The sequence below is a fragment of the Streptomyces sp. NPDC101132 genome (genome assembly GCF_044759225.1).
Lineage (GTDB): Bacteria > Actinomycetota > Actinomycetes > Streptomycetales > Streptomycetaceae > Streptomyces.
The window spans coordinates 312,917-330,821 of the sequence record NZ_JBIVYX010000009.1 but is presented as its reverse complement, the minus strand read 5'-3'; the positions used below and the strand labels follow the sequence as shown (position 1 = coordinate 330,821).

Sequence of the window (17,905 nt, the reverse complement as noted above, 5' to 3'; positions counted from 1 at the left end):
GCGTCAGCCGAAGACGACGCAGCTGGCCGCCGGCACGTCCACGCTGCCCGCGCGGCGCGGCAGCCCGGTCTCCCGGTCCACGTCGAACCAGGTCACGTCGCCGGAGCGCTCGTTGGCCGCGTACAGGCGCCGCCCCACCGGGTCGAGGGCGAGGTCGCGGGGCCACACCCCGCCGCAGTCCACGCTCGCCGTGAGCGCGGCGCCCGCCCCGTCCCCGTCGAGGGCGAGCACGGCGACGGTGTCGTGACCCCGGACGGCGGCCCACAGGAAGCGGCCGTCGGGGTCCGCGACGAGGGCGGAGGGGTAGCCGCGTACGTACTCGGACGCCTCCTCGGGGGCGACCGGGACCTCCCCGAGGGGCTCGGCGGCGCCCTTCTCCGGGTCCCAGCGGCAGACGGTCAGGGTGGGGGCCAGCTCGTTCAGGACGTACAGGTGCCGGCCGCCGGGGTGGAAGGCGAGGTGCCGGGGGCCGCTTCCGGATCGCAGGGCGGTCTCGGCGTGCGGGCGGGGCGGGAGGGGCGGCCGGGCCGGGTCGTCGGCGGGGTCGAGCGCGAGGACGCGCAGGGAGTCCGTACCGAGGTCGACGCAGACCGCCCAGCGGCCGCCGGGGTCGGGCAGCACCTGGTGCGCGTGGGGGCCGGTCTGCCGGTCGGGGTCGGGGCCGCTGCCGCGGTGACCGAGGACGGCGGGCGGGCCGGTGAGGCCGCCGTCGGGGGTGCGGCGCAGGGCGCCGACGCCGCCGGAGGTGTAGTGGGCGGTGAGCAGCCAGGGTCCGGCGACGCTGAGGTGGGTGGGTCCGGCGCCGCCGACCGGCTGGGGGTCGCCGAGCGGGTACGGGCCCTCCGCGCCCAGCGTGAAGGCCGCGGCGGTGCCGTGCTCGCCCTCGCTGACCGCGTAGAGGACCGGCGCGTCGGGGGCGAGCGCGAGGTAGGAGGGGTCGGCGAGGACGCCGGTCGCGCCGAGGAGCGTCAGCTTCCCGGTCGCCGGGTCGACGGCCGCGGTGGTGATGCCGCGGCCGCCCGCCGAGGTGAAGGAGCCGATGTGGGCGCGGCGGCCGCCGTCGCCCGCGCCGTGCCGTCCGGTGTCCTCGTTCACGGTGGTGCCCTTCCGGTCGCCGTGGGTCCCGTCCCGGCCGACCGTAGCAGAAGGTCTAGACCAAGTCGGTGCCCTGGGCCCGGGCTTGGGCCTCCGGGCTCTGCACGTAGGCCGGGCTGCTCTCGGTGGTGTCGTACGTGCGGTGGAAGACGGGGGTGGCGGAGCCCGAGATCGGCGGGACGATCCAGGACCAGTCCGCGCCCACGGTGCGGCCCTTCTGCTCCTCGCGGTCGAGGTGGGTCAGGAAGCGGCGGGACTCGGTGTGGTGGTCGGTGATGGTCACCCCGTCGCGGTCGAAGGAGTGCAGCACGGCCCGGTTCAGCTCGACCAGGGAGCGGTCCTTCCACAGGGTGCGGTCGCTGGAGGTGTCCAGCCCGAGTCTGCGGGCGACGGTCGGGAGCAGGTTGTAGCGGTCGGTGTCGCCGAGGTTGCGGGCGCCGATCTCGGTGCCCATGTACCAGCCGTTGAAGGGGGCGGCGGAGTAGCGCACGCCGCCGATCTCCAGGCACATGTTGGAGATCGCGGGGACCGCGTGCCAGCGCAGGCCCAGGTCCCGCCAGTGGTCGCCCTCGGGGTGTTCGATGGGCACTTCGAGGACGGCGTCCGGGGGGAGTTCGAACCACCGGGGCTTGTCGTCGCAGCCCTGGACCACCAGGGGCAGGACGTCGAACGGGGTGCCGGGGCCTCCGGGCCAGCCGAGCCGCCTGACCCCTTCGGTGAAGCCGCGGTTGCGCGGGTCGCCCTGCATGCCGTGCTCGGGGCCGTAGCCCGCGTAGCGGATGAGCTGTTCGTTCCAGATGACCGGACCCGGCCGGTCCGGGGTGTCCGGCGCGAAGACGGTGATCGTGGGCCGCACCCGGCCGTCGTTGGTGGCCTCCCTCAGGTGCTCGGCGCACTGGGCCGCGATGTCGTCGGCGCCGGTGAGGTCGCGGTGGTCGCGCACCCGCAGCGAGTTCCAGTAGAGCCGGCCTATGCAGCGGTTGCTGTTGCGCCAGGCGACGCGGGCACCGTGGACCAGCTCCTGCGGGGTGTGGCGGTAGGTGCCGGTCTCCTCGATCTCCTTCCACACGACGGCGAGCCGGTCGTACGGATCGCCGGCCTCCGGGTTCTCCCGGTGGTGGAGCCGGATGAACTCCTTGGCCGCCGTCCACACATGAGCGGCCGTCGAGCGCAGCTGCAGTATTTCCATTCCGGGCGGTTACCCCCTTACCGGCCAGATCCACCCTGTACATGCCGGATGAATGTGCTGTGAACAAGTACCCGTTGTACATGCCGCAGGTCAGAGAGTGACAGAGGGCGCGCCCGGATCGGTGAATATCCTCCACCCGTTCGAGGGATCACCCGCAGAGGAATGCCAGAACACGCCCGCCGGATGGGGCGGGCGTGGTAATGGAGCGTCAGGAACGTACGAGCGACGCGCGGGGCGCGGTGCGCAGCGGGGCGTCGAGTTCGGCCAGCAGCCGTTCCAGGCCGTGCAGATGGGCCAGCGCCGGCTCGGCCGCGGGCGCCGCCGGGCGGTGCTCGCGTACGGTGCCGCCGGCCGCGCCGGAACCGGTCCCGGGCACGGTGAGCGCCTCGACCGCGGCCTCGACGCGCCAGCAGGCGGCGGCCAGCCGGGCGTCGTGCCCGGCGTCCGGGTCGGCGGCCACGGCCGCGAGCCCGCGCACCTCCCGGGCGCACTCGTCGAGCAGCGCGATCACGGCGCGCGCCCGGGCCTTGCGGGCGCGGTACGGGCTGAGCGGGTGGACCAGCGGCGCCAGGGACATCCGCACCCGGCCGAGCAGCAGCTCCAGTTCGGCGGCGTGCGGGGCGGGGTCGGCGGTGGGCGAGCCGGCCAGGCGGGCGGCGGCCTCGGCGGTGGCCGCGTGGACGGAGCGCAGCGCGCGCTGGATCCAGGCGTCGTTGGTGGCGTGGGTGGTGACCGGCAGCACGAGGACCACCGCGAGGGCGGCGCACACCGCGCCCACGGCGGTCTCGGCGAGCCGGAGCACGAGCAGGGCCGGGTCGAGGACGCCGAGCAGGCCGTACAGCAGTCCGGCCATCACCGTGACGGCGAGCATCATCCAGCTGTAGGAGACCGGCGCGGTGTAGAAGATCCCGAAGACGCAGAGGGCGACCAGGACGACGGTGGGTGCGGCGGCGCCGTGCAGGGGGATCGCGACGAGCATGCCGACGGCGATCCCGATCACGGTGCCCAGCACCCGGCGGAAGCCGCGGACCAGGGTCTCGCCCCGCGAGGCCGTGTTGACGAAGATCCACCAGGCGGTGCCCACGGCCCAGTACCAGCGGTCCTCGGAGAGGCCCTGGCCGATGGAGAGGGCGACGGCGCAGGCGGCGGTGGCCTGGAAGGCCTGCCGGGTGGTGGTGCGCGCCAGGCCCCGGCCGGGCAGCGGCGGCGGCACGGCGGCGGGCGGGGTGCGGCGCTCGATGGGCCAGAGCACGAAGCGGACCAGGGCTGCGGCGGCCAGGGCCAGGCCCACCGCGGCGTACAGCTCGGGCAGTTGGCCGGGGACCGCGTGCAGGAACTGCGTGATGAAGAAGTTCATGAACGCGAAGATCCCGAGCGCGTGCCCGCGCGGCCCCCAGCGGCGGGCGTAGACCCCGCAGAAGACGACGGCCACGAAGGCCGCGTCGCGGGCCGTCGGGACCCCGTGGAGGGTGGTCGCCAGGGCCAGGACGGGGAAGCCGGCGGCCGGCAGGAGCGCGGTGGTCCAGGCCTGGGCGCGCACGGTGGCGTCGGTGACGGTGAAGAGGGCGAGCAGGGCCGCCAGGCCGCCGGTGATGGAGGCGGTGAGCGAGAGGCCGGCCAGTTCGGCGACGGCGACGGCGAGGCCCACGCCGACGACGGCGCGGGACGAGTTCCTCAGCCTGAGGTGCCCCGGGTCAGGAGCCACGAACATCCTCTTCACGGCGGTGGGCCGCCCCCCTTGTCGTGCTCGACGCCGCGCCTGGGCCTCCCGGGGGTGGTGGGGACCGCGGACACGACGAAGGCACCGCGGTCCGGTCCGGCCTCGTTGCCGGTCCGGCGCTGCGGCGCCGTAAGTACATGGATGCTGCACAGATAAACACCTCAAAGGTGTCTGGCTCAACTGGCTGCCCGACGATTGGGCCATTGGCCCAGTCGTACGCGTCCGAGCTGGGCCAGCGGGCTGCCAACGGCCCAGGTGCGGGCGGCAGTGGTGCCGGGAGGGTGACCGGGAACATCGTGCAGGGGCCACGGACCCCGTAGCCCGATCGGCTCAGTTCCGCGCGACCGGCGGGCCCGGGACGCCTTGACTGGCGGGATGGAGGCCACCTCGACAGCGCCGCCGTCCGGCGCGGCGTACCGCAACCTGGTCCTGGCCACGGTCGGCTTCACCCTGACCTTCTGGGCGTGGGACCTGATCGCCCCGCTGGCCGGGGACTACCAGGACCGGCTCGGGCTGAGCTCCTTCGAGCAGTCGCTGCTCGTGGCGGTGCCGGTGCTGGTCGGGTCGCTCGGGCGGATCCCGGTCGGCGCGCTGACCGACCGCTACGGGGCCCGGCTGATGTTCCCGCTGGTCTCCGCGCTGACCATCGTGCCGGTGCTGCTGCTGGTCGTCGTGCGGGACAGCTATCCCCTGATGCTCGTGGTGGGGTTCTTCCTGGGGCTGGGCGGCACGACGTTCGCCATCGGGATCCCGCTGGTGAACTCCTGGTTCCCGCCCGCCCGGCGCGGCTTCGCGCTCGGCGTGTTCGGCATGGGCATGGGCGGGGTGGCCCTGTCGGGATACCTCACCCCGCGGCTGGCGAAGCACGGCTACGCCCTGCCGTTCACCGTGGTGGCCGTCGCGCTCGCCGGGTACGCCGTCCTCGCGGCGCTGCTGCTGCGCGACCGTCCGGACCGGCCCGTGCCGACCGCCTCCCTCGCGGAGCGGCTGGGCGCGGCGGGGCGGCTGCGGGTCACGTGGGAGCTGGCCGCGCTGTACGCGATCGGCTTCGGCGGCATCGTCGCCTTCGGCGTGTACCTGCCGACCTACCTGAAGACCTGGTACGGGCTGTCGGCCACCGACGCCGGCACCAAGGCCGCAGGCTTCGCCCTGGTCACCGTGGTGTTCCGGCCGGTCGGCGGCTGGCTGTCGGACCGGATCCACCCTGCCCGGGTCACCGCGGGGGCGCTGGGCCTGGTGGCGCTGCTCGCGATCGTCCAGGCCTTCGACCCGCCGCTGGACCCGGGCGGCACGATCGCGCTGCTCTGCATGGCGGCCGGCCTGGGCACCGCCAGCGGCAGCGTCTTCGCGCTCGTCTCCCAGGTGACCCCGCAGCCGCAGGTGGGCAGCGTGACGGGCATCGTGGGCGCCACGGGCGGCCTCGGCGGCTTCGTGCCGCCGCTGGTGATGGGCGCGATCCACAGCGCGAAGGACTCGTACTCGATCGGCTTCATGCTGCTGTCCGACCTGGCGCTCGCCGGCGCCGTCTACGCGTACGTCCGGATGCGCACCGTCCGCCCGGCGGACGCGGAGGAGCCGGTACGGGCGGTGCGGTCCCCGGTCTGAGGCGACCGGCGTCGGGGCGGGGTCAGGGGCCGGTGAGCACGGACAGCACGTTGCCCGCGGGGTCCTCGAACCACGCGATGGCGTGCCCGCTCTCCTCGTCCCGGGCGATGCCCTTCTCGTCCTGGTCGAAGCCCTCGTACCGCTGGATGACGATGCCGCGCGCGACCAGCTCGTCGACGGCCCGCTCGATGTCCTCCACCGGGAAGTTGAGGACGGTGAAGCTCGCCGGCGTGTGGTTCTCCTTGGGATAGAGGAAGACCCGTGCGCCGCTGCCGAGGTGGAGGGCGAGCGTGCCCATCTCGTCGTCGGTGACCTTCAGTCCGAGCGTCTCGCCGTAGAACCTGCGGGCCGCCTCGACGCTGTCGACCGAGAACCCGCTGAACGCCTTGCTCTCTCCCAGCATGACGGTGCTGCCTCCGTTCCTCGCGGCCACGTCCGCGCACGCCCCCGGCCCGTCGTCTCCATCGTCTCCCCGGGGCGAGGGGGGCACAAAGGGAGGGCGGGGGCCGTGCGGTCGGGTGGGTGTCCCGGTGGGTTCTGACGGAGAATGGCGCCTGGAGCTGTCGGCCGCGGCCGGTTCCGCGGCCGCCGCCCGGACCACGGACGTGCACCCCTTCGGAGGGAACGCCAGTGAGACAGCACAGGACCGTCCTCCTCACCCGCCTGATGGCCGCCCTGCTCCTCGTCCTCGGGGCCGGCACGGCGTCGGCCGCCGCCGCACCCGCACCCGCCGCACCGGCCGCGCCCGTGCCGCTGGGGCGGGTGGTGCCGGTGCCGGTCTCGGTGGTGCCCGGCGGCAGCCCGTACACGCTCGGCGACGCGACGGTCATCCGGGTGGACGCGGGCTCGCCGGCGGCCCAGCGGGTCGGCGAGTGGCTGGCGGCCCTGCTGCGGCCGTCGACCGGCCTCGCGCTGCCGGTGGTCGCCGGCGCCGGGACGGACGGCATCCAGCTCCGGCTGGGCGCGGCCGACGAAGGGCTGGGCACCGAGGGGTACCGGCTGGTCAGCGGTCCCGGCACGGTCGCCGTGACGGCGAACGCGCCCGCCGGCCTCTTCCACGGGGCGCAGACCCTGCGGCAGCTGCTGCCGCCGTCCGTCGAGGAGCGCACCCGGCAGTCCGGCCCCTGGCAGGTCGCCGGCGGCACGGTCCGGGACTTCCCGCGCTACCCGTACCGCGGCGCGATGCTGGACGTGGCCCGGCACTTCTTCACCGTGGACCAGGTCAAGCGGTACGTGGACCAGCTCGCCCTCTACAAGATCAACACCCTGCACCTGCACCTGAGCGACGACCAGGGCTGGCGCATCGTGGTGGACTCCTGGCCGCGGCTGGCGACCTACGGCGGCTCGACCGAGGTGGGCGGCGGGCCCGGCGGCCACTTCAGCAAGGCCGACTACCGGGAGATCGTCGCGTACGCGGCCTCCCGCCACATGGAGGTCGTGCCGGAGATCGACACCCCCGGGCACACGACCGCGGCGCTGGCCTCGTACGCCCAGCTGAACTGCAACGGCGTCGCCCCGCCGATCTACACCGGCACCCAGGTCGGCTTCAGCTCGCTGTGCGTGCCGAAGGCGGTCACGTACAGCTTCCTGGACGACGTGCTGCGGGAGCTGGCCGCGCTGACGCCGGGCCGGTACCTGCACATCGGCGGGGACGAGGCGCAGTCGACCACGGCGGCGGACTACGCCGCCTTCATGGGCAGGGCGCAGCCGCTGGTGACGAAGCGCGGCAAGACGGTGATGGCCTGGCACCAGATCACCGAGGCGCGGCCGGTGGCGGGCGCGGTGGCCCAGTACTGGGGCATGGGCGGCACGGAAGCGAAGCTGGTGGCGGCGGCGCGGGCCGGGACGCGGGTGGTGATGTCGCCGGCGAACCACGCGTACCTCGACATGAAGTACAAGGCCGGCGCACCGTTCGGCACCGAATGGGCCGGGTACGTCGAGGTCGACAAGTCGTACGCCTGGGACCCGGCCACGCTGGTGGGGCAGCTGCCCGCTTCGGCCGTGCTCGGCGTGGAGGCCCCGCTGTGGTCGGAGACGATCGACACCAGCGACGAGATCGAGTACCTGGCCTTCCCGAGGCTGCCGGGCATCGCGGAGATCGGCTGGTCCCCGGCGTCCACGCACGACTGGAGCACCTACCGGACGCGGCTGGCGGCCCAGGGCCCCCGGTGGGACGCGATGGGGATCGACTACTACCGGTCGCCGGTGGTGCCCTGGCCCGCGGGGTAGGGTGCCGAGGCGTTTTCGATCTTCTGCAGAGAGGCCGGGCGGACCATGGCGGTCGACGAGCTGGACACCCGGATCCTGCGGCTGCTCATCGAGCAGCCGCGGACCAGCGTGCGCGAGTACGCGCGGATCCTGGGGATCGCCCGGGGCACCCTCCAGGCACGGCTCGACCGCCTGGAGCGCACCGGGGTCGTCACCGGCACCGGCCCGGTCCTCTCCCCCGCGGCGCTCGGGCACCCGGTGCTGGCCTTCGTCCACATCGAGGTCACGCAGGGGCACCTGGACGAGGTGGGCGACGCCCTGGCCGCCGTACCCGAGATCATCGAGGCGCATTCGATCACCGGTGGCGGGGACCTGCTGACCCGGGTGGCGGCCCGGGACAACGCCCACCTGGAGGACGTGATCCAGCGCCTGATCAGGCTTCCCGGGGTGGTGCGGACCCGGACGGAGGTGGCGTTGCGGGAGCGGGTGCCGCACCGGCTGCTGCCGCTGGTGGAGTCCGTGGGCAGGGCGGCCCGCAAACCCTGACATCCTTAAGGGGACAGGAATAGAACCGGCAGAACGGGCACAGCGGATGATTTCCGTCATATTCGATCTCGACGGCACCCTCGTGGACAGCGAGCCGAACTACTACGAGTCGGGGCGGCGGACGCTGGCACGGCACGGGGTCGAGGGCTTCGGCTGGGAGGAGCACGCGGCCTTCATCGGGATCGGGACCCGGGAGACCCTGGAGATCCTCCGGGAACGGTACGGGCTCCCGGTGCCGGTGGACCGGCTGCTGGCCGAGCAGAACGCCGCCTACCTGGAGCTGGCGCGGACGGCCACCGAGGCGTACCCGGAGATGCGGAAGTTCGTCGAGCGGCTGCACGCGGAGGGCGTGCCGATGGCGGTGGCCTCCGGCTCGTCGCGGGAGGCCATCGACGCCGTGCTGGCCGGGACGGGGCTGGCACCGCTGCTCCCCGTGGTGGTCTCCGCCGAGGAGGTCGGGCGGGGCAAGCCGGAGCCGGACGTGTTCCTGGAGGCGGCCCGGCGGCTGGGCGCGGCCCCGGGCGACTGCGTGGTGATGGAGGACGCGGCGCCGGGCGCGCGGGCGGCCCACGCGGCCGGCATGGCGTGCGTGGCGGTCCCGTACGTGGCCGGGACGGCCGGCGACCCGGCGTTCGCCACGGCGGGGCTGCTGTTCCCGGGCGGCCAGGCGGAGTTCACGGCCGAGGCGGCGTACGCGTGGCTGCGGGAGCGGGCGGCGGAGCGGGGGTGACCCCGGCCCGGGGCGCGGCGCGGGGCACGTCCGGCCGCGCCGCGCCGCCGCCCGCCGGGGCTCACGGTTCCGCCCGCTCCGGTGCCGCCGGCTCCGGTGCCGCCGGTCCAGGCGCCGCCGCGCCAGGTGCCGCCGCCTCCGCGCCCACCGCCTCCGTGCCGTACCTGCGGGCCGAGGCGTCGACCTGGGCGAGGCGGCGCAGGGAGGCCAGCAGCGAGTCGCCGAGCACGGTGCCGACCACCACCCGCTCCACGAGGTCCTCGCGCTCCACGCGCCGCGCGACGTAGGCGAGGTCGGCCGCCGCGACCCCCTCGGCCGCGGCCGCCAGGTCGTCGAGCCAGTCCAGGTAGTCCTCGTGCCCCACGGCCATGAACGAGGCGACGGTCGCCGTGAGCGCCTCGGTCCAGCGGTGGTCCGGCGGCACCTGCCAGCCACGCCGGGCGATGAGGTCGCGTACCGCCGCCCGGGCCTCGTCCAGGTGCTCACGGCCCGACCCCTCCGCGATCACGGGGGCTACGGTGCGGGCCGCGTCGCCGAGCATGTCGTGCACCGGGCGGCCGCTGTCGGCCACGGCGTCGACCACCTGCCGGACCGCAGCCACCGACAGTCCCCCGGCCTCGATCAGCGCCCGGATCAGGCGCAGCCGGCGCACGTGCGCCTCGCCGTACCGGGCCTGGTTCGGGCTGGTCAGCTCACCCGGGGGCAGCAGTCCCTCCCGTACGTAGAACTTGATCGTCGGTACCGGGATGCCCGTGGTCCGGCTGAGTTCACCGATGCGCAACGCGCCGTCTCCCTCGAAATCGCTTGCCCTGACCGACCCCATCATAGATAGTGGCGCTATCAGATAGTGGCCAGTGCCACTATCCATAATTTCACCGGGGGAAATGGGGGAACCGCCATGCCTCGTCTGACCGGATGGCACCGTCCGCTGCTCTTCTTCACCGCCGCGATGGGCGTGCTCGCCGCGGTCTGCGCCGTCGGACTCGTGGTGGACGACCGGGTGCTCGTGGGCGCCCCGATCTGGCACAAGCCGCTGAAGTTCTCGATCTCGTTCGTGCTCTACGCGCCGACCCTCGCCTGGATGCACTCGCTGCTCACCCGCGGCCGCCGGACCAGCTGGTGGGCGGGCACGGTCATCGCGGCCGCCGGGGTCGTCGAGATGGCCGTGATCGTGGGGCAGGTGGTGCGCGGCAAGCGCAGCCACTTCAACCAGGAGACCGCCCTCGACTCGATGCTGTTCCAGATCATGGGCAACACGATCGTGGTGCTGTGGCTGGCCGCGCTGCTGCTCGCGGTCCTGCTCTTCCGCCAGCCGCTCGCAGACCGGGCCACCGCGTGGGCGATCCGGCTCGGGTCGGTCGTCGGGCTGGCGGGTCTCGCGGCCGGCTTCCTGATGGTGCGGCCGACGCCCGAGCAACTGGCCGTGGAGGACAGCCCGGCGATCGGGGCGCACAGCGTGGGCGTGCCCGACGGCGGCCCGCACCTGCCCGTCACCGGCTGGGCCGCCACCGGCGGCGACCTGCGGGTGGCCCACTTCGTCGGCATGCACGCCCTCCAGGTCCTGCCGCTGCTGGCCCTGGTCCTGCTGTACGCCGCCACGCGCGTCCCGCGGCTGCGCGACGCCGCGGTCCGGCTGCGGCTGGTGTGGGTCGGTGCCGCCGGCTGGACCGGGCTGTTCGTGCTGGTCGCCTGGCAGGCGCTGCGCGGGCAGGCGCTGACCCGGCCGGACGGGCTCACACTGGCCGCGGCCGGGGTGCTGGCCGCGGGTGTGGCGGCCGGGAGCCTCGTCGCGCTTACGCGGTCGGCGAAGCCGTCTCGCGTGTCGGCGCCGGAGGTGGTGGGCTGACGCCATGGAGATCCTGATTCTGGGCGGTACCGCCTGGCTGGGGCGGGAGTTGGCGCGGCAGGCGGTGGCCGGTGGGCACCGGGTGGCCTGCCTGGCGCGCGGGGAGAGCGGTCCGGTGGCGGAGGGCGCCGAGCTGGTCACCGCGGACCGGAGCGCCCCGGGGGCCTACGCGGCGCTCGCGGGCCGGGAGTTCGACGCGGTCTTCGAGGTGTCCTGGCAGCCGGGGTTCGTCCGGGAGGCGCTGGACGCGCTCGCGGACCGGGCCCGACACTGGACGTACGTCTCCTCGGTGAGCGCGTACGCCGACCACGGGCTGGTCGGCGCCGACGAGTCCACCCCGCTGCTGCCGGCCACCGGGCGGGCGGAGGCGGACCGGGAGGAGTACGGCGAGGCCAAGGTGGCCTGCGAGGAGCTGAGCGCGGCCGCGGCCGGGGACCGGCTGCTGGTCGCCCGGGCCGGACTGATCGGCGGCCCCGGCGACCACAGCGGCCGCTCCGGCTACTGGGTGGGGCGGGCGGCGCGGGACCCCGGGGGGCCGCTGCTGGTGCCGGCCGTGCGGGACGTGCCGACGCAGGTGGTCGACGTACGGGACCTGGCGGCCTGGCTGCTGGCCTCGGCGGCGGCCGGGCGCACCGGGACCTTCGACGCGGTGGGGCCGGTGCTGTCCTTCGAGGAGTGGCTGGCGCTGAGCCGGGAGGTGGGCGGGCACACGGGCCCGCTGGTCCCGGCGGACCGGGACTGGCTGGTGGAGCGGGGCGTGGGGTGGTTCATGGGCGAGGAGTCCCTCGCCATGTGGGCGGCCGAGCCGGGCTGGGAGGGCTGGGCGGCCCGCACCGGCGCGGCGGCCCGGGCCGCCGGGCTGGTGCACCGCTCCCGGTCCGAACTGCTGGCGGACACCCTGGCGTGGGAACGCGCCGAGGGCCTCGCGCGCCCGCGCCGCGCGGGCCTCTCCCCGGCCCGCGAACGCGAACTCCTGGCGGAACTGGGGTAGCCCGCGGTGCCCGGCCGCACCGGGCGTTGCCCGACGAGGGCGTGGCCCCTCGCGGCGCCCGCACCAGCCGCCGGCGGGCGACCGCGTAACCGCACGAGGCGTCGGGCCGCACCAGCGTGCCGGCACACGCCGCGTGGCCGCGCACGAGACGCCGGGCCGCACGAGGGGCGGAGGGCGGCCGGGTCGCGCTTGCCGCGGGGCGGGCCGGCGGGGAGGATCGCGGCATGTCCAGCGACCGCCTCATGCGCATCCACAGCCCCGAGTTCCAGGCCATGGCCGACCGCGTGCTGGAGGTCACCGCGCTCACCTCGCGCCTGAACGTGCTGCCCTTCGAGGACGAGGCGGGGAAGGCGGAGCTGTTCGAGCGGATCCTCGGCAGGCCGCTGCCGCCGAGGGTGACGATCCACCCGCCCTTCTACACGGACCACGGCCTCCACCTCGACCTGGCCGAGCGGGTGTTCATCAACCAGAACTGCACGTTCCTGGACTACGCGGGCATCCGGCTCGGCGAGCGCGTGATGGTCGGCCCGAAGGTCACCTTCATCACCAGCGGCCACCCGGTCGATCCCGGGGAGCGGCGCCTGTACCTCACCGGGGCGCCCATCGACGTCGCGGAGAACGTGTGGATCGGCGCCGGTGCCACGATCCTGCCCGGCGTCAGCATCGGCCGGGACGCGGTGGTCGCCGCCGGCGCGGTGGTGGCCGACGACGTCCCCCCGGCCACCCTCGTCACCGGCACCAAGGCCTCGGTGCAGCGCAGTTGGTGACGCCCGGCGGGCGCCGAGCACGGCGGAGCCGCCGCCCGGGCGGCCCGCCCTGTGCCCTGCGGGGCACGGGTCCGGTGCGCGGACGCTAGCCGGCCGGAAGCGCGCGCCTGCGGCGGGGGCGCCCGTGGTGGCGGCCGCGACGGAAGCGGAAGCGGCCGGCGGCGAGGGCGGCGGCGGTCTCCGGGTGGCGGGCCTCCAGTTCCACGAGGGCCGGGTGCGGGCCCTGGGCGGCCAGGCGCTCGGCGAGCCGGTCGCGGCCCTCGTTCTCCCTGCGGAGCCCGTCGTCCTGGACGAGCCAGACGAACTGGGCCGCCAGGGCCACCCCGGTGAGGGCCGCCGCGACCCACTCCACCGCTCCCCGCGGCACCCGGTCGAACAGCACGACGATCCCCAGCACCATCTGCAGGACGACCGCCGCGGCGCCGAGGACGACCAGGCAGCAGGACCGGTGCTCCGGCTCGGGGTCCGGGAGGCGGGCCCGGCAGGCGGCCAGGAACGCGTCGCGGGCCGGGCCGAAGTCGGGGTCGTTGGCGAGCACGTTGCCGAGCGGGGCGGGGGCGGTGCGGCGGCGCAGGGCGGCGAGCAGCGCGTCCGGCAGGGGGTGCCCCGCGCCACGGTCGGGGTCGGCACCGGCGGGGGTGGGGGCGATGTTGCCCCGGCGGGTGACGCTCACCAGTCCGTCCAGGACCAGCCGCGCCGCGGCGGCCTGGACGTCGTCCTGGGGCCACCACCGGCCGTGGACCGCGTGGTACGGGTCCACGGCGCGCGCGGCCCACCATTCCGTCAGCCGCCGCTCCCGCCGGCGGTGCAGCGCGAGCCGGGCGTGCAGCAGCGCGGCGACGGCGGCCAGGAAGAGGGCGAAGACGAGGCGGTTCATCGCACGAGCGTACGACCGGCCGGTGGCGGCGCCGCGGGTGGGCCAGGGCAACTGGTGTCCACGGCCGTGGACTTGGGGCGAGCCGGGCGGCCCGTACGCCGGTGAACTGCCGCAGCCGACTGCCGGTCCGGGCGGCGGGGCGGACGTACGGTGCTCGGGTCACGGCGGGGCGGGCCCGGGCGGCCTCCCCCGCACCCCTCGCATCCGGAAGAGGACCGATGAATCAGAAGCGACTGGCGGCCGGAGGGGCCGCGGCCGTCATTGCGGCCGGTCTGGCCCTCACGGTGGTCGGCGCGGCCAACGCCGAACCCGCCGCGCGCCCCGAGCGCATCACGTCCGTGCAGCAGCTGCACGAGAGCCTCCGGCAGGCGGTCGAGCAGGAGCGGCCCCAGGCCCTGGCCGGCACCATCGGCGGCACCACGGGCCGCCTGGAGAACGTCACCGACACGACCGCCGGCAGCTGACATGGAGGTGCGCACCGTGGCAACCGACGAAGCGGCACCGACCTGGTGCCCGAGCGGCGCGGCGCACGCGCCCGAGTCCGTCGTCCTCGGCGTGCGGTCGGGACACGACGGCCAGGTGACCTACCTCGCCGAGCCCGTGCCGGCGGCCGAGGTGCTGCCCTCGGTGCCCGAGGGCATCGAGCCGCGGCGCGTCCTGCGGTTCGCCTCGCACTGCGTCTCCCACTGCGTGAACCGGCGCGGCGACGACTGCACCCTGATCGAGCGGGTGCTGACGCTGCCGGTGCGGGAGGAGACGCGTGCGGTGCCGCGGTGCCACCTCCGTACGCAGTGCCAGTGGTGGCGGCAGGAGGGCGTGGACGCCTGCCACCGCTGCCCGGCCGTGGCGACGAAGAACTACACGGACGACGAACTGGCCACCCTCGTCGCGGACCCGAGCACGACGCCGGAACAGCTGGCGGAGTGGATCGCGGCCGCGGAGCAACCCGTATGACCGGTAGGACCCCTACACCCCGACCCCAGGAGGCTCCATGAAGCACACCCGGCTCACGGCGCGCGGCGCCGCGGCGGCCATCGCCGCCGGTCTCGCGCTGACCGCCCTCGGCAGCACCACCGCCGCGGCCGCGCCGAAGCCGACCCGCATCAGCTCCGCGGAGGAGCTGCACCGCAGCCTCCGGGAGGCCATCGCCCTGGAACTCCCCCGGACGGGCGGCACGCTCAACACCGACCCCATCGGAAAGGAAGTGAACGCCTGACGGCCGGTGGCGGCGGGCGGCGGTCCCCGGTCCCGTCCGGTCCGGGTCCCGCCGCCCGCGCCGTGGTCAGCCGCCGCCCAGCAGACCGGTGATCGCCCCCGCGAAGGCCCCGGCGGCAGCCTGCAGGACGGTGCCCGCGGCCAGCGCCGAGAGGGCCGCGGCCAGGGAACGCAGCGGACCGGGCGCGGGATCGGGTACGCCGAGCTGCTCGCCGGCCTCGTCGGCGAGGGCCCGCAGCGCCGCCGCGTTGGGCAGCTCCGCACCCTGCGCGTCCAGGGCGGCCCGCACCTCCGCGAGGCGCTCCCGCACCTCCGCGAGCGTGACGGTGCCGGGCACGGGGCCGGCGTACTGGGTGACGTGGGCGACGTCGCGGCCCACCACGTTCTGCACGGGCCCGGAGTTGTGCCCGCCGATGCTCACTCCCGCGCCGTGCGGCGCGGGCGGCGGCTGCGGGCCGGCGGTCTCCCCCGCGGGGCGTACGGTCACGGCGTCCTCCTCACGGGGCGTACGGTCACGGCGTCCTCCTCGTACGGTGGCGGGTCAACGGCTCCTCCTCCTCGGTCCGGCGGGCATCCTCACTGCTGGCTGACGCCGGCGGCGGCCTGGCCCGCGGCGACGGCCTGGATCGGCGCGGTGTTGTCCCCGAACACCTGGATGGCGTTGATCACGGTGGCCACCTGCTTCTCGTAGAGCGTCGTGTCGACCCCGCGCTCCTTGAGGAACTCGGCGACCGTGCGGAACGCGCAGGTCTCCATCAGGACCACGTGCCGGGTCGCGTCGTCGCTCTGGTGCATGTCGAGGATCTCCTCGAACGAGTACCGGTCGCGCAGGCTGACCGGGTCCTTCTCCTCCCGCCGCCGCGAGCGCGGCCCCTTGCCCGCCGCCCGCCGCCACAGGGCTCCGGTACGGGCCGCCGTGTCCAGCACGGCCTGGGCGGCGAGCCAGCCCGCCAGCCTCGGGCCGCGCAGCCGCAGCGGGTTGGCCAGCACCAGGAACTCGTTGTAGAGCGGGGTCATCACGTGGGGCCTGAGGGTGAGCCGCAGGTCGCCCGCCTCCAGCGCGCAGTGCACGAAGGTCGTCACCACCACCTGCCCCGACCAGCTCACGGTCTGCGCGCGGAGGTAGATCCGCTCGGGGTGGCTGGTCGGTGAACGGCGTCCCTGGCCGCGGGGGTCGGGCACCCCGCGCGCGGGCTTGCGGATGTGCAGCAGCCAGAGCGGGGCCTGGAGCGCGACCACCCGGTCCATGGTGAAGCCGGGCAGCGGGTCGGTGATCTCCGCCTCGCCGCGGCCGAGTTGGCGCAGCGACTCCCCGAGGTGGTCCAGCAGCTCCTCCTCGGTGAAGGGCGTGACCTGCGCGCCCTTCTCCTTGGGACGCAGCGGGATCGCGAAGTGCGCGGCGTGCCAGGTCTCGCGCCCGGCGCCGATGAAGCGCTGGGTGGCCTCGTCGTACGGCAGCCAGGCGTCGTCCGCCTCGGCGAGCCGGGCGATCTTCCGGGCGGCCAGGACGCCGGCCCAGGGCCGGGGCACCGGGGTGCCGCGCCCGTGCTGGAGGGCGGCCAGGGAGCGGAGCACCACCAGCCGGTCGACGAGGCAGACGGCGGTCATCGCCCCGAGGTACGCGAGGGGCAGCCAGATCATCCAGCCGACGGTGCCGGGCCGCGCGCCGGCCGTGTCGTTGGCGGCCAGGATCCAGGGCACCACCAGCACGGCGAGCGGGAAGAAGCCGACCCCGCGCGTGGTCCGGGCGAAGCCGAGACTGAGCAGGACGGCGCCGCCCCACAGGAGGGCCGCCTCGGGACGCAGCCAGGCCAGGAACAGCAGGGCCGCCAGGACCGCCGCGCGCCGCAGGCGGCGCAGCCGCCGGGCCCGGACGCTGTGGGCGACCACGGAGGGCAGGTCGAAGCCGTACGAGGGCACGGCCCTGACCGGCCCGTTCAGGACGTGGTCGACGACCCACTGGGCCGCGGCCTCGCCCAGCGGCGGGCAGTCGTCGCTGCCCTCCAGGAGGATGCGCCGGCGGTGGCTGCGCCGCGGTCTGCGCTCCTGCGCGCCGCGTCCGCGGGCCCTCCGCCAGGCGCGCTTGAGGTCGCCGATGCGGTTGGGGCGGGCGTACACCGACTGGCAGAGCAGGCGGGTGACGTCGGATGCCTCGGGATCGGGCGGACCGGCTGCCGGGTCGGGATCCGGGGCTCCGGCGGCGAGGGCCGGAGGTCCGTCGGCCGCCTGCTGCGCCGGCAGGTCCGGTGCTCCGGGCGGCAGATCCGCCGGTCCGGGCGGCACGTCCGGAGGTCCGGGCGGCACCTCCTGGGCCGTTGCGGCCGGCGGCTCCGCCGCGTCGACCGGTGCCACAACCCCGTTGCCAGACGCTTCAGTTGTAGCCGGGTCCGGCTCAACTGACCTTGTCACACGTTCCGTTGCGCCCGTAGGCAGCTGTTCCTGTGCCATGGCTCCCCCCGTTCGGCCGTGGCGGGCCATTGTCACGGGGATCGGCACCGCACGCCAGGGGGGAACCGGTCAGCCGGCCGCGATGACCAGAAGCGTACGGGCCGCGTGCTCGGAGGCCAGCCGGCAGCGGTGCGGCACGTCGCCCCGGTGGTGGGCGCTCTGACCGGCCCGCAGGGTCAGCGGCTCCTCCCCCTCGACCTCCAGCACGACCGCGCCCTCCAGCACGTACAGGAAGTCCTCGCCCGGGTGCTCGAACCAGCCGCGCTCGCCCTGTCCGGGCTCGAAGTGGTGCTCGTACGCCTCCATCAGCCCGCTGCGCCCGCCGGGGATCAGGACGCGCGCCACCTGCCCGGCGGCCTCCGCCACCCGGATCACCTGCGGGTCGGACTCGTGGCTCACCGTGCCCGGACGCGCCGGGGGGCGCAGGAAGGTGCCGGGCGCCACGTCCAGGGCCTCGGCGATCCGGTAGATCGAGCCGAGGCTCGGGCTGGTGAGGCCGCGTTCGAGCTGGCTGAGGAAGGGCTGCGAGAGGCCGGACCGGGCGGCGAGCTCCGCCATGGCGACACCGCGCCGCTTGCGGCAGTCGCGGATCACCTGGCCCACCGACAGCGCTTCGGGCGTGGGTTCGGGTCGGGACACGCAGGTGAACGTACCCCATGGGGCCGGAA

Annotated in this window: 19 protein-coding genes; 10 read left to right on the top strand and 9 right to left on the bottom strand. The window is 75.2% G+C overall.

The window, feature by feature from the left end:
* Positions 1-3 precede the first annotated feature (3 nt).
* From ACIQUR_RS22665 to ACIQUR_RS22655, 3 genes are all read right to left on the bottom strand, one after another.
* A complete protein-coding gene (locus tag ACIQUR_RS22665; RefSeq protein WP_403666993.1) occupies positions 4-1,095 on the bottom strand; it encodes a lactonase family protein in 1,092 nt (363 codons plus the stop codon).
* A 55-nt stretch (positions 1,096-1,150) separates the two neighbouring features.
* On the bottom strand, positions 1,151-2,284 hold the full coding sequence (locus ACIQUR_RS22660) for a nitric oxide synthase oxygenase (RefSeq protein WP_403666991.1): 1,134 nt from the start codon (positions 2,282-2,284) through the stop codon (positions 1,151-1,153).
* A 208-nt stretch (positions 2,285-2,492) separates the two neighbouring features.
* On the bottom strand, positions 2,493-3,995 hold the full coding sequence (locus ACIQUR_RS22655; RefSeq protein ID WP_403667234.1) for an FUSC family protein: 1,503 nt from the start codon (positions 3,993-3,995) through the stop codon (positions 2,493-2,495).
* 384 nt (positions 3,996-4,379) lie between these two features.
* Here ACIQUR_RS22655 and ACIQUR_RS22650 point away from each other — a divergent pair, with 384 nt between their 5' ends.
* Positions 4,380-5,609: a nitrate/nitrite transporter gene (locus ACIQUR_RS22650; RefSeq protein ID WP_403666988.1), complete on the top strand. Its 1,230-nt coding sequence runs from the start codon at positions 4,380-4,382 to the stop codon at positions 5,607-5,609.
* A gap of 22 nt (positions 5,610-5,631) precedes the next feature.
* On the opposite strand, the gene ACIQUR_RS22645 is transcribed toward ACIQUR_RS22650, so the two are convergent.
* Entirely contained in the window at positions 5,632-6,012 is a 381-nt protein-coding gene (locus ACIQUR_RS22645; RefSeq protein WP_403666985.1) for a VOC family protein, read from the bottom strand.
* Positions 6,013-6,275: 263 nt separating this feature from the next.
* Between ACIQUR_RS22645 and ACIQUR_RS22640 the strand changes: the two genes are divergently transcribed.
* From ACIQUR_RS22640 to ACIQUR_RS22630, 3 genes are read left to right on the top strand one after another with little or no spacing between them, the layout of a single operon-like run.
* Positions 6,276-7,838 carry a beta-N-acetylhexosaminidase gene (locus ACIQUR_RS22640; RefSeq protein ID WP_403667232.1) on the top strand — a complete coding sequence of 521 codons (1,563 nt, stop codon included), beginning with the start codon at positions 6,276-6,278 and terminating at the stop codon, positions 7,836-7,838.
* Between the two features lie 45 nt (positions 7,839-7,883).
* Positions 7,884-8,363 (top strand): Lrp/AsnC family transcriptional regulator, encoded by a 480-nt coding sequence (locus tag ACIQUR_RS22635; protein ID WP_399948181.1) that lies wholly within the window; start codon positions 7,884-7,886, stop codon positions 8,361-8,363.
* Between the two features lie 46 nt (positions 8,364-8,409).
* Positions 8,410-9,093, top strand: a complete 684-nt coding sequence (locus tag ACIQUR_RS22630; protein ID WP_403666982.1) for an HAD family hydrolase — start codon at positions 8,410-8,412, stop codon at positions 9,091-9,093.
* Between the two features lie 61 nt (positions 9,094-9,154).
* On the opposite strand, the gene ACIQUR_RS22625 is transcribed toward ACIQUR_RS22630, so the two are convergent.
* Entirely contained in the window at positions 9,155-9,874 is a 720-nt protein-coding gene (locus ACIQUR_RS22625; protein ID WP_403666979.1) for a MerR family transcriptional regulator, read from the bottom strand.
* 117 nt (positions 9,875-9,991) lie between these two features.
* Here ACIQUR_RS22625 and ACIQUR_RS22620 point away from each other — a divergent pair, with 117 nt between their 5' ends.
* From ACIQUR_RS22620 to ACIQUR_RS22610, 3 genes are all read left to right on the top strand, one after another.
* On the top strand, positions 9,992-10,939 hold the full coding sequence (locus ACIQUR_RS22620; protein ID WP_403666976.1) for a hypothetical protein: 948 nt from the start codon (positions 9,992-9,994) through the stop codon (positions 10,937-10,939).
* Between the two features lie 4 nt (positions 10,940-10,943).
* On the top strand, positions 10,944-11,930 hold the full coding sequence (locus ACIQUR_RS22615) for an NAD-dependent epimerase/dehydratase family protein (protein ID WP_403666973.1): 987 nt from the start codon (positions 10,944-10,946) through the stop codon (positions 11,928-11,930).
* A 224-nt stretch (positions 11,931-12,154) separates the two neighbouring features.
* Entirely contained in the window at positions 12,155-12,697 is a 543-nt protein-coding gene (locus ACIQUR_RS22610; protein WP_403666970.1) for a DapH/DapD/GlmU-related protein, read from the top strand.
* Positions 12,698-12,782: 85 nt separating this feature from the next.
* Here ACIQUR_RS22610 and ACIQUR_RS22605 read toward each other — a convergent pair whose 3' ends face one another.
* Positions 12,783-13,574: a hypothetical protein gene (locus ACIQUR_RS22605; protein WP_403666967.1), complete on the bottom strand. Its 792-nt coding sequence runs from the start codon at positions 13,572-13,574 to the stop codon at positions 12,783-12,785.
* 218 nt (positions 13,575-13,792) lie between these two features.
* On the opposite strand from ACIQUR_RS22605, the gene ACIQUR_RS22600 reads away from it, so the two are divergent.
* The 3 genes from ACIQUR_RS22600 to ACIQUR_RS22590 are packed head-to-tail and all read left to right on the top strand — an operon-like array spanning position 13,793 to position 14,790.
* Positions 13,793-14,038 carry a hypothetical protein gene (locus ACIQUR_RS22600; RefSeq protein WP_403666965.1) on the top strand — a complete coding sequence of 82 codons (246 nt, stop codon included), beginning with the start codon at positions 13,793-13,795 and terminating at the stop codon, positions 14,036-14,038.
* Positions 14,039-14,054: 16 nt separating this feature from the next.
* Positions 14,055-14,528 (top strand): hypothetical protein, encoded by a 474-nt coding sequence (locus ACIQUR_RS22595; RefSeq protein WP_403666962.1) that lies wholly within the window; start codon positions 14,055-14,057, stop codon positions 14,526-14,528.
* Positions 14,529-14,565: 37 nt separating this feature from the next.
* Positions 14,566-14,790 carry a hypothetical protein gene (locus ACIQUR_RS22590; RefSeq protein ID WP_403666959.1) on the top strand — a complete coding sequence of 75 codons (225 nt, stop codon included), beginning with the start codon at positions 14,566-14,568 and terminating at the stop codon, positions 14,788-14,790.
* A gap of 66 nt (positions 14,791-14,856) precedes the next feature.
* Here the strand turns inward: ACIQUR_RS22590 and ACIQUR_RS22585 are convergent, their stop codons facing one another.
* From ACIQUR_RS22585 to ACIQUR_RS22575, 3 genes are all read right to left on the bottom strand, one after another.
* Positions 14,857-15,276 (bottom strand): hypothetical protein, encoded by a 420-nt coding sequence (locus ACIQUR_RS22585; RefSeq protein ID WP_403666956.1) that lies wholly within the window; start codon positions 15,274-15,276, stop codon positions 14,857-14,859.
* Positions 15,277-15,365: 89 nt separating this feature from the next.
* Complete coding sequence (locus ACIQUR_RS22580) at positions 15,366-17,141, bottom strand: hypothetical protein (RefSeq protein WP_403666953.1); 1,776 nt, start codon at positions 17,139-17,141, stop codon at positions 15,366-15,368.
* A gap of 165 nt (positions 17,142-17,306) precedes the next feature.
* On the bottom strand, positions 17,307-17,876 hold the full coding sequence (locus ACIQUR_RS22575) for a helix-turn-helix domain-containing protein (RefSeq protein ID WP_403666950.1): 570 nt from the start codon (positions 17,874-17,876) through the stop codon (positions 17,307-17,309).
* Positions 17,877-17,905 lie beyond the last annotated feature (29 nt).

Excerpts from the sequence above, each read along its gene's own strand:
- ACIQUR_RS22605 (WP_403666967.1), bottom strand. The coding sequence starts at position 13,574 with ATGAACCGCCTCGTCTTCGCCCTCTTCCTGGCCGCCGTCGCCGCGCTG.
- ACIQUR_RS22620 (WP_403666976.1), top strand. The coding sequence starts at position 9,992 with ATGCCTCGTCTGACCGGATGGCACCGTCCGCTGCTCTTCTTCACCGCC.
- ACIQUR_RS22615 (WP_403666973.1), top strand. The coding sequence starts at position 10,944 with ATGGAGATCCTGATTCTGGGCGGTACCGCCTGGCTGGGGCGGGAGTTG.
- ACIQUR_RS22610 (WP_403666970.1), top strand. The coding sequence starts at position 12,155 with ATGTCCAGCGACCGCCTCATGCGCATCCACAGCCCCGAGTTCCAGGCC.
- ACIQUR_RS22590 (WP_403666959.1), top strand. The coding sequence starts at position 14,566 with ATGAAGCACACCCGGCTCACGGCGCGCGGCGCCGCGGCGGCCATCGCC.
- ACIQUR_RS22630 (WP_403666982.1), top strand. The coding sequence starts at position 8,410 with ATGATTTCCGTCATATTCGATCTCGACGGCACCCTCGTGGACAGCGAG.
- ACIQUR_RS22635 (WP_399948181.1), top strand. The coding sequence starts at position 7,884 with ATGGCGGTCGACGAGCTGGACACCCGGATCCTGCGGCTGCTCATCGAG.
- ACIQUR_RS22645 (WP_403666985.1), bottom strand. The coding sequence starts at position 6,012 with ATGCTGGGAGAGAGCAAGGCGTTCAGCGGGTTCTCGGTCGACAGCGTC.
- ACIQUR_RS22660 (WP_403666991.1), bottom strand. The coding sequence starts at position 2,284 with ATGGAAATACTGCAGCTGCGCTCGACGGCCGCTCATGTGTGGACGGCG.
- ACIQUR_RS22650 (WP_403666988.1), top strand. The coding sequence starts at position 4,380 with ATGGAGGCCACCTCGACAGCGCCGCCGTCCGGCGCGGCGTACCGCAAC.
- ACIQUR_RS22640 (WP_403667232.1), top strand. The coding sequence starts at position 6,276 with ATGGCCGCCCTGCTCCTCGTCCTCGGGGCCGGCACGGCGTCGGCCGCC.
- ACIQUR_RS22600 (WP_403666965.1), top strand. The coding sequence starts at position 13,793 with ATGAATCAGAAGCGACTGGCGGCCGGAGGGGCCGCGGCCGTCATTGCG.
- ACIQUR_RS22655 (WP_403667234.1), bottom strand. The coding sequence starts at position 3,995 with ATGTTCGTGGCTCCTGACCCGGGGCACCTCAGGCTGAGGAACTCGTCC.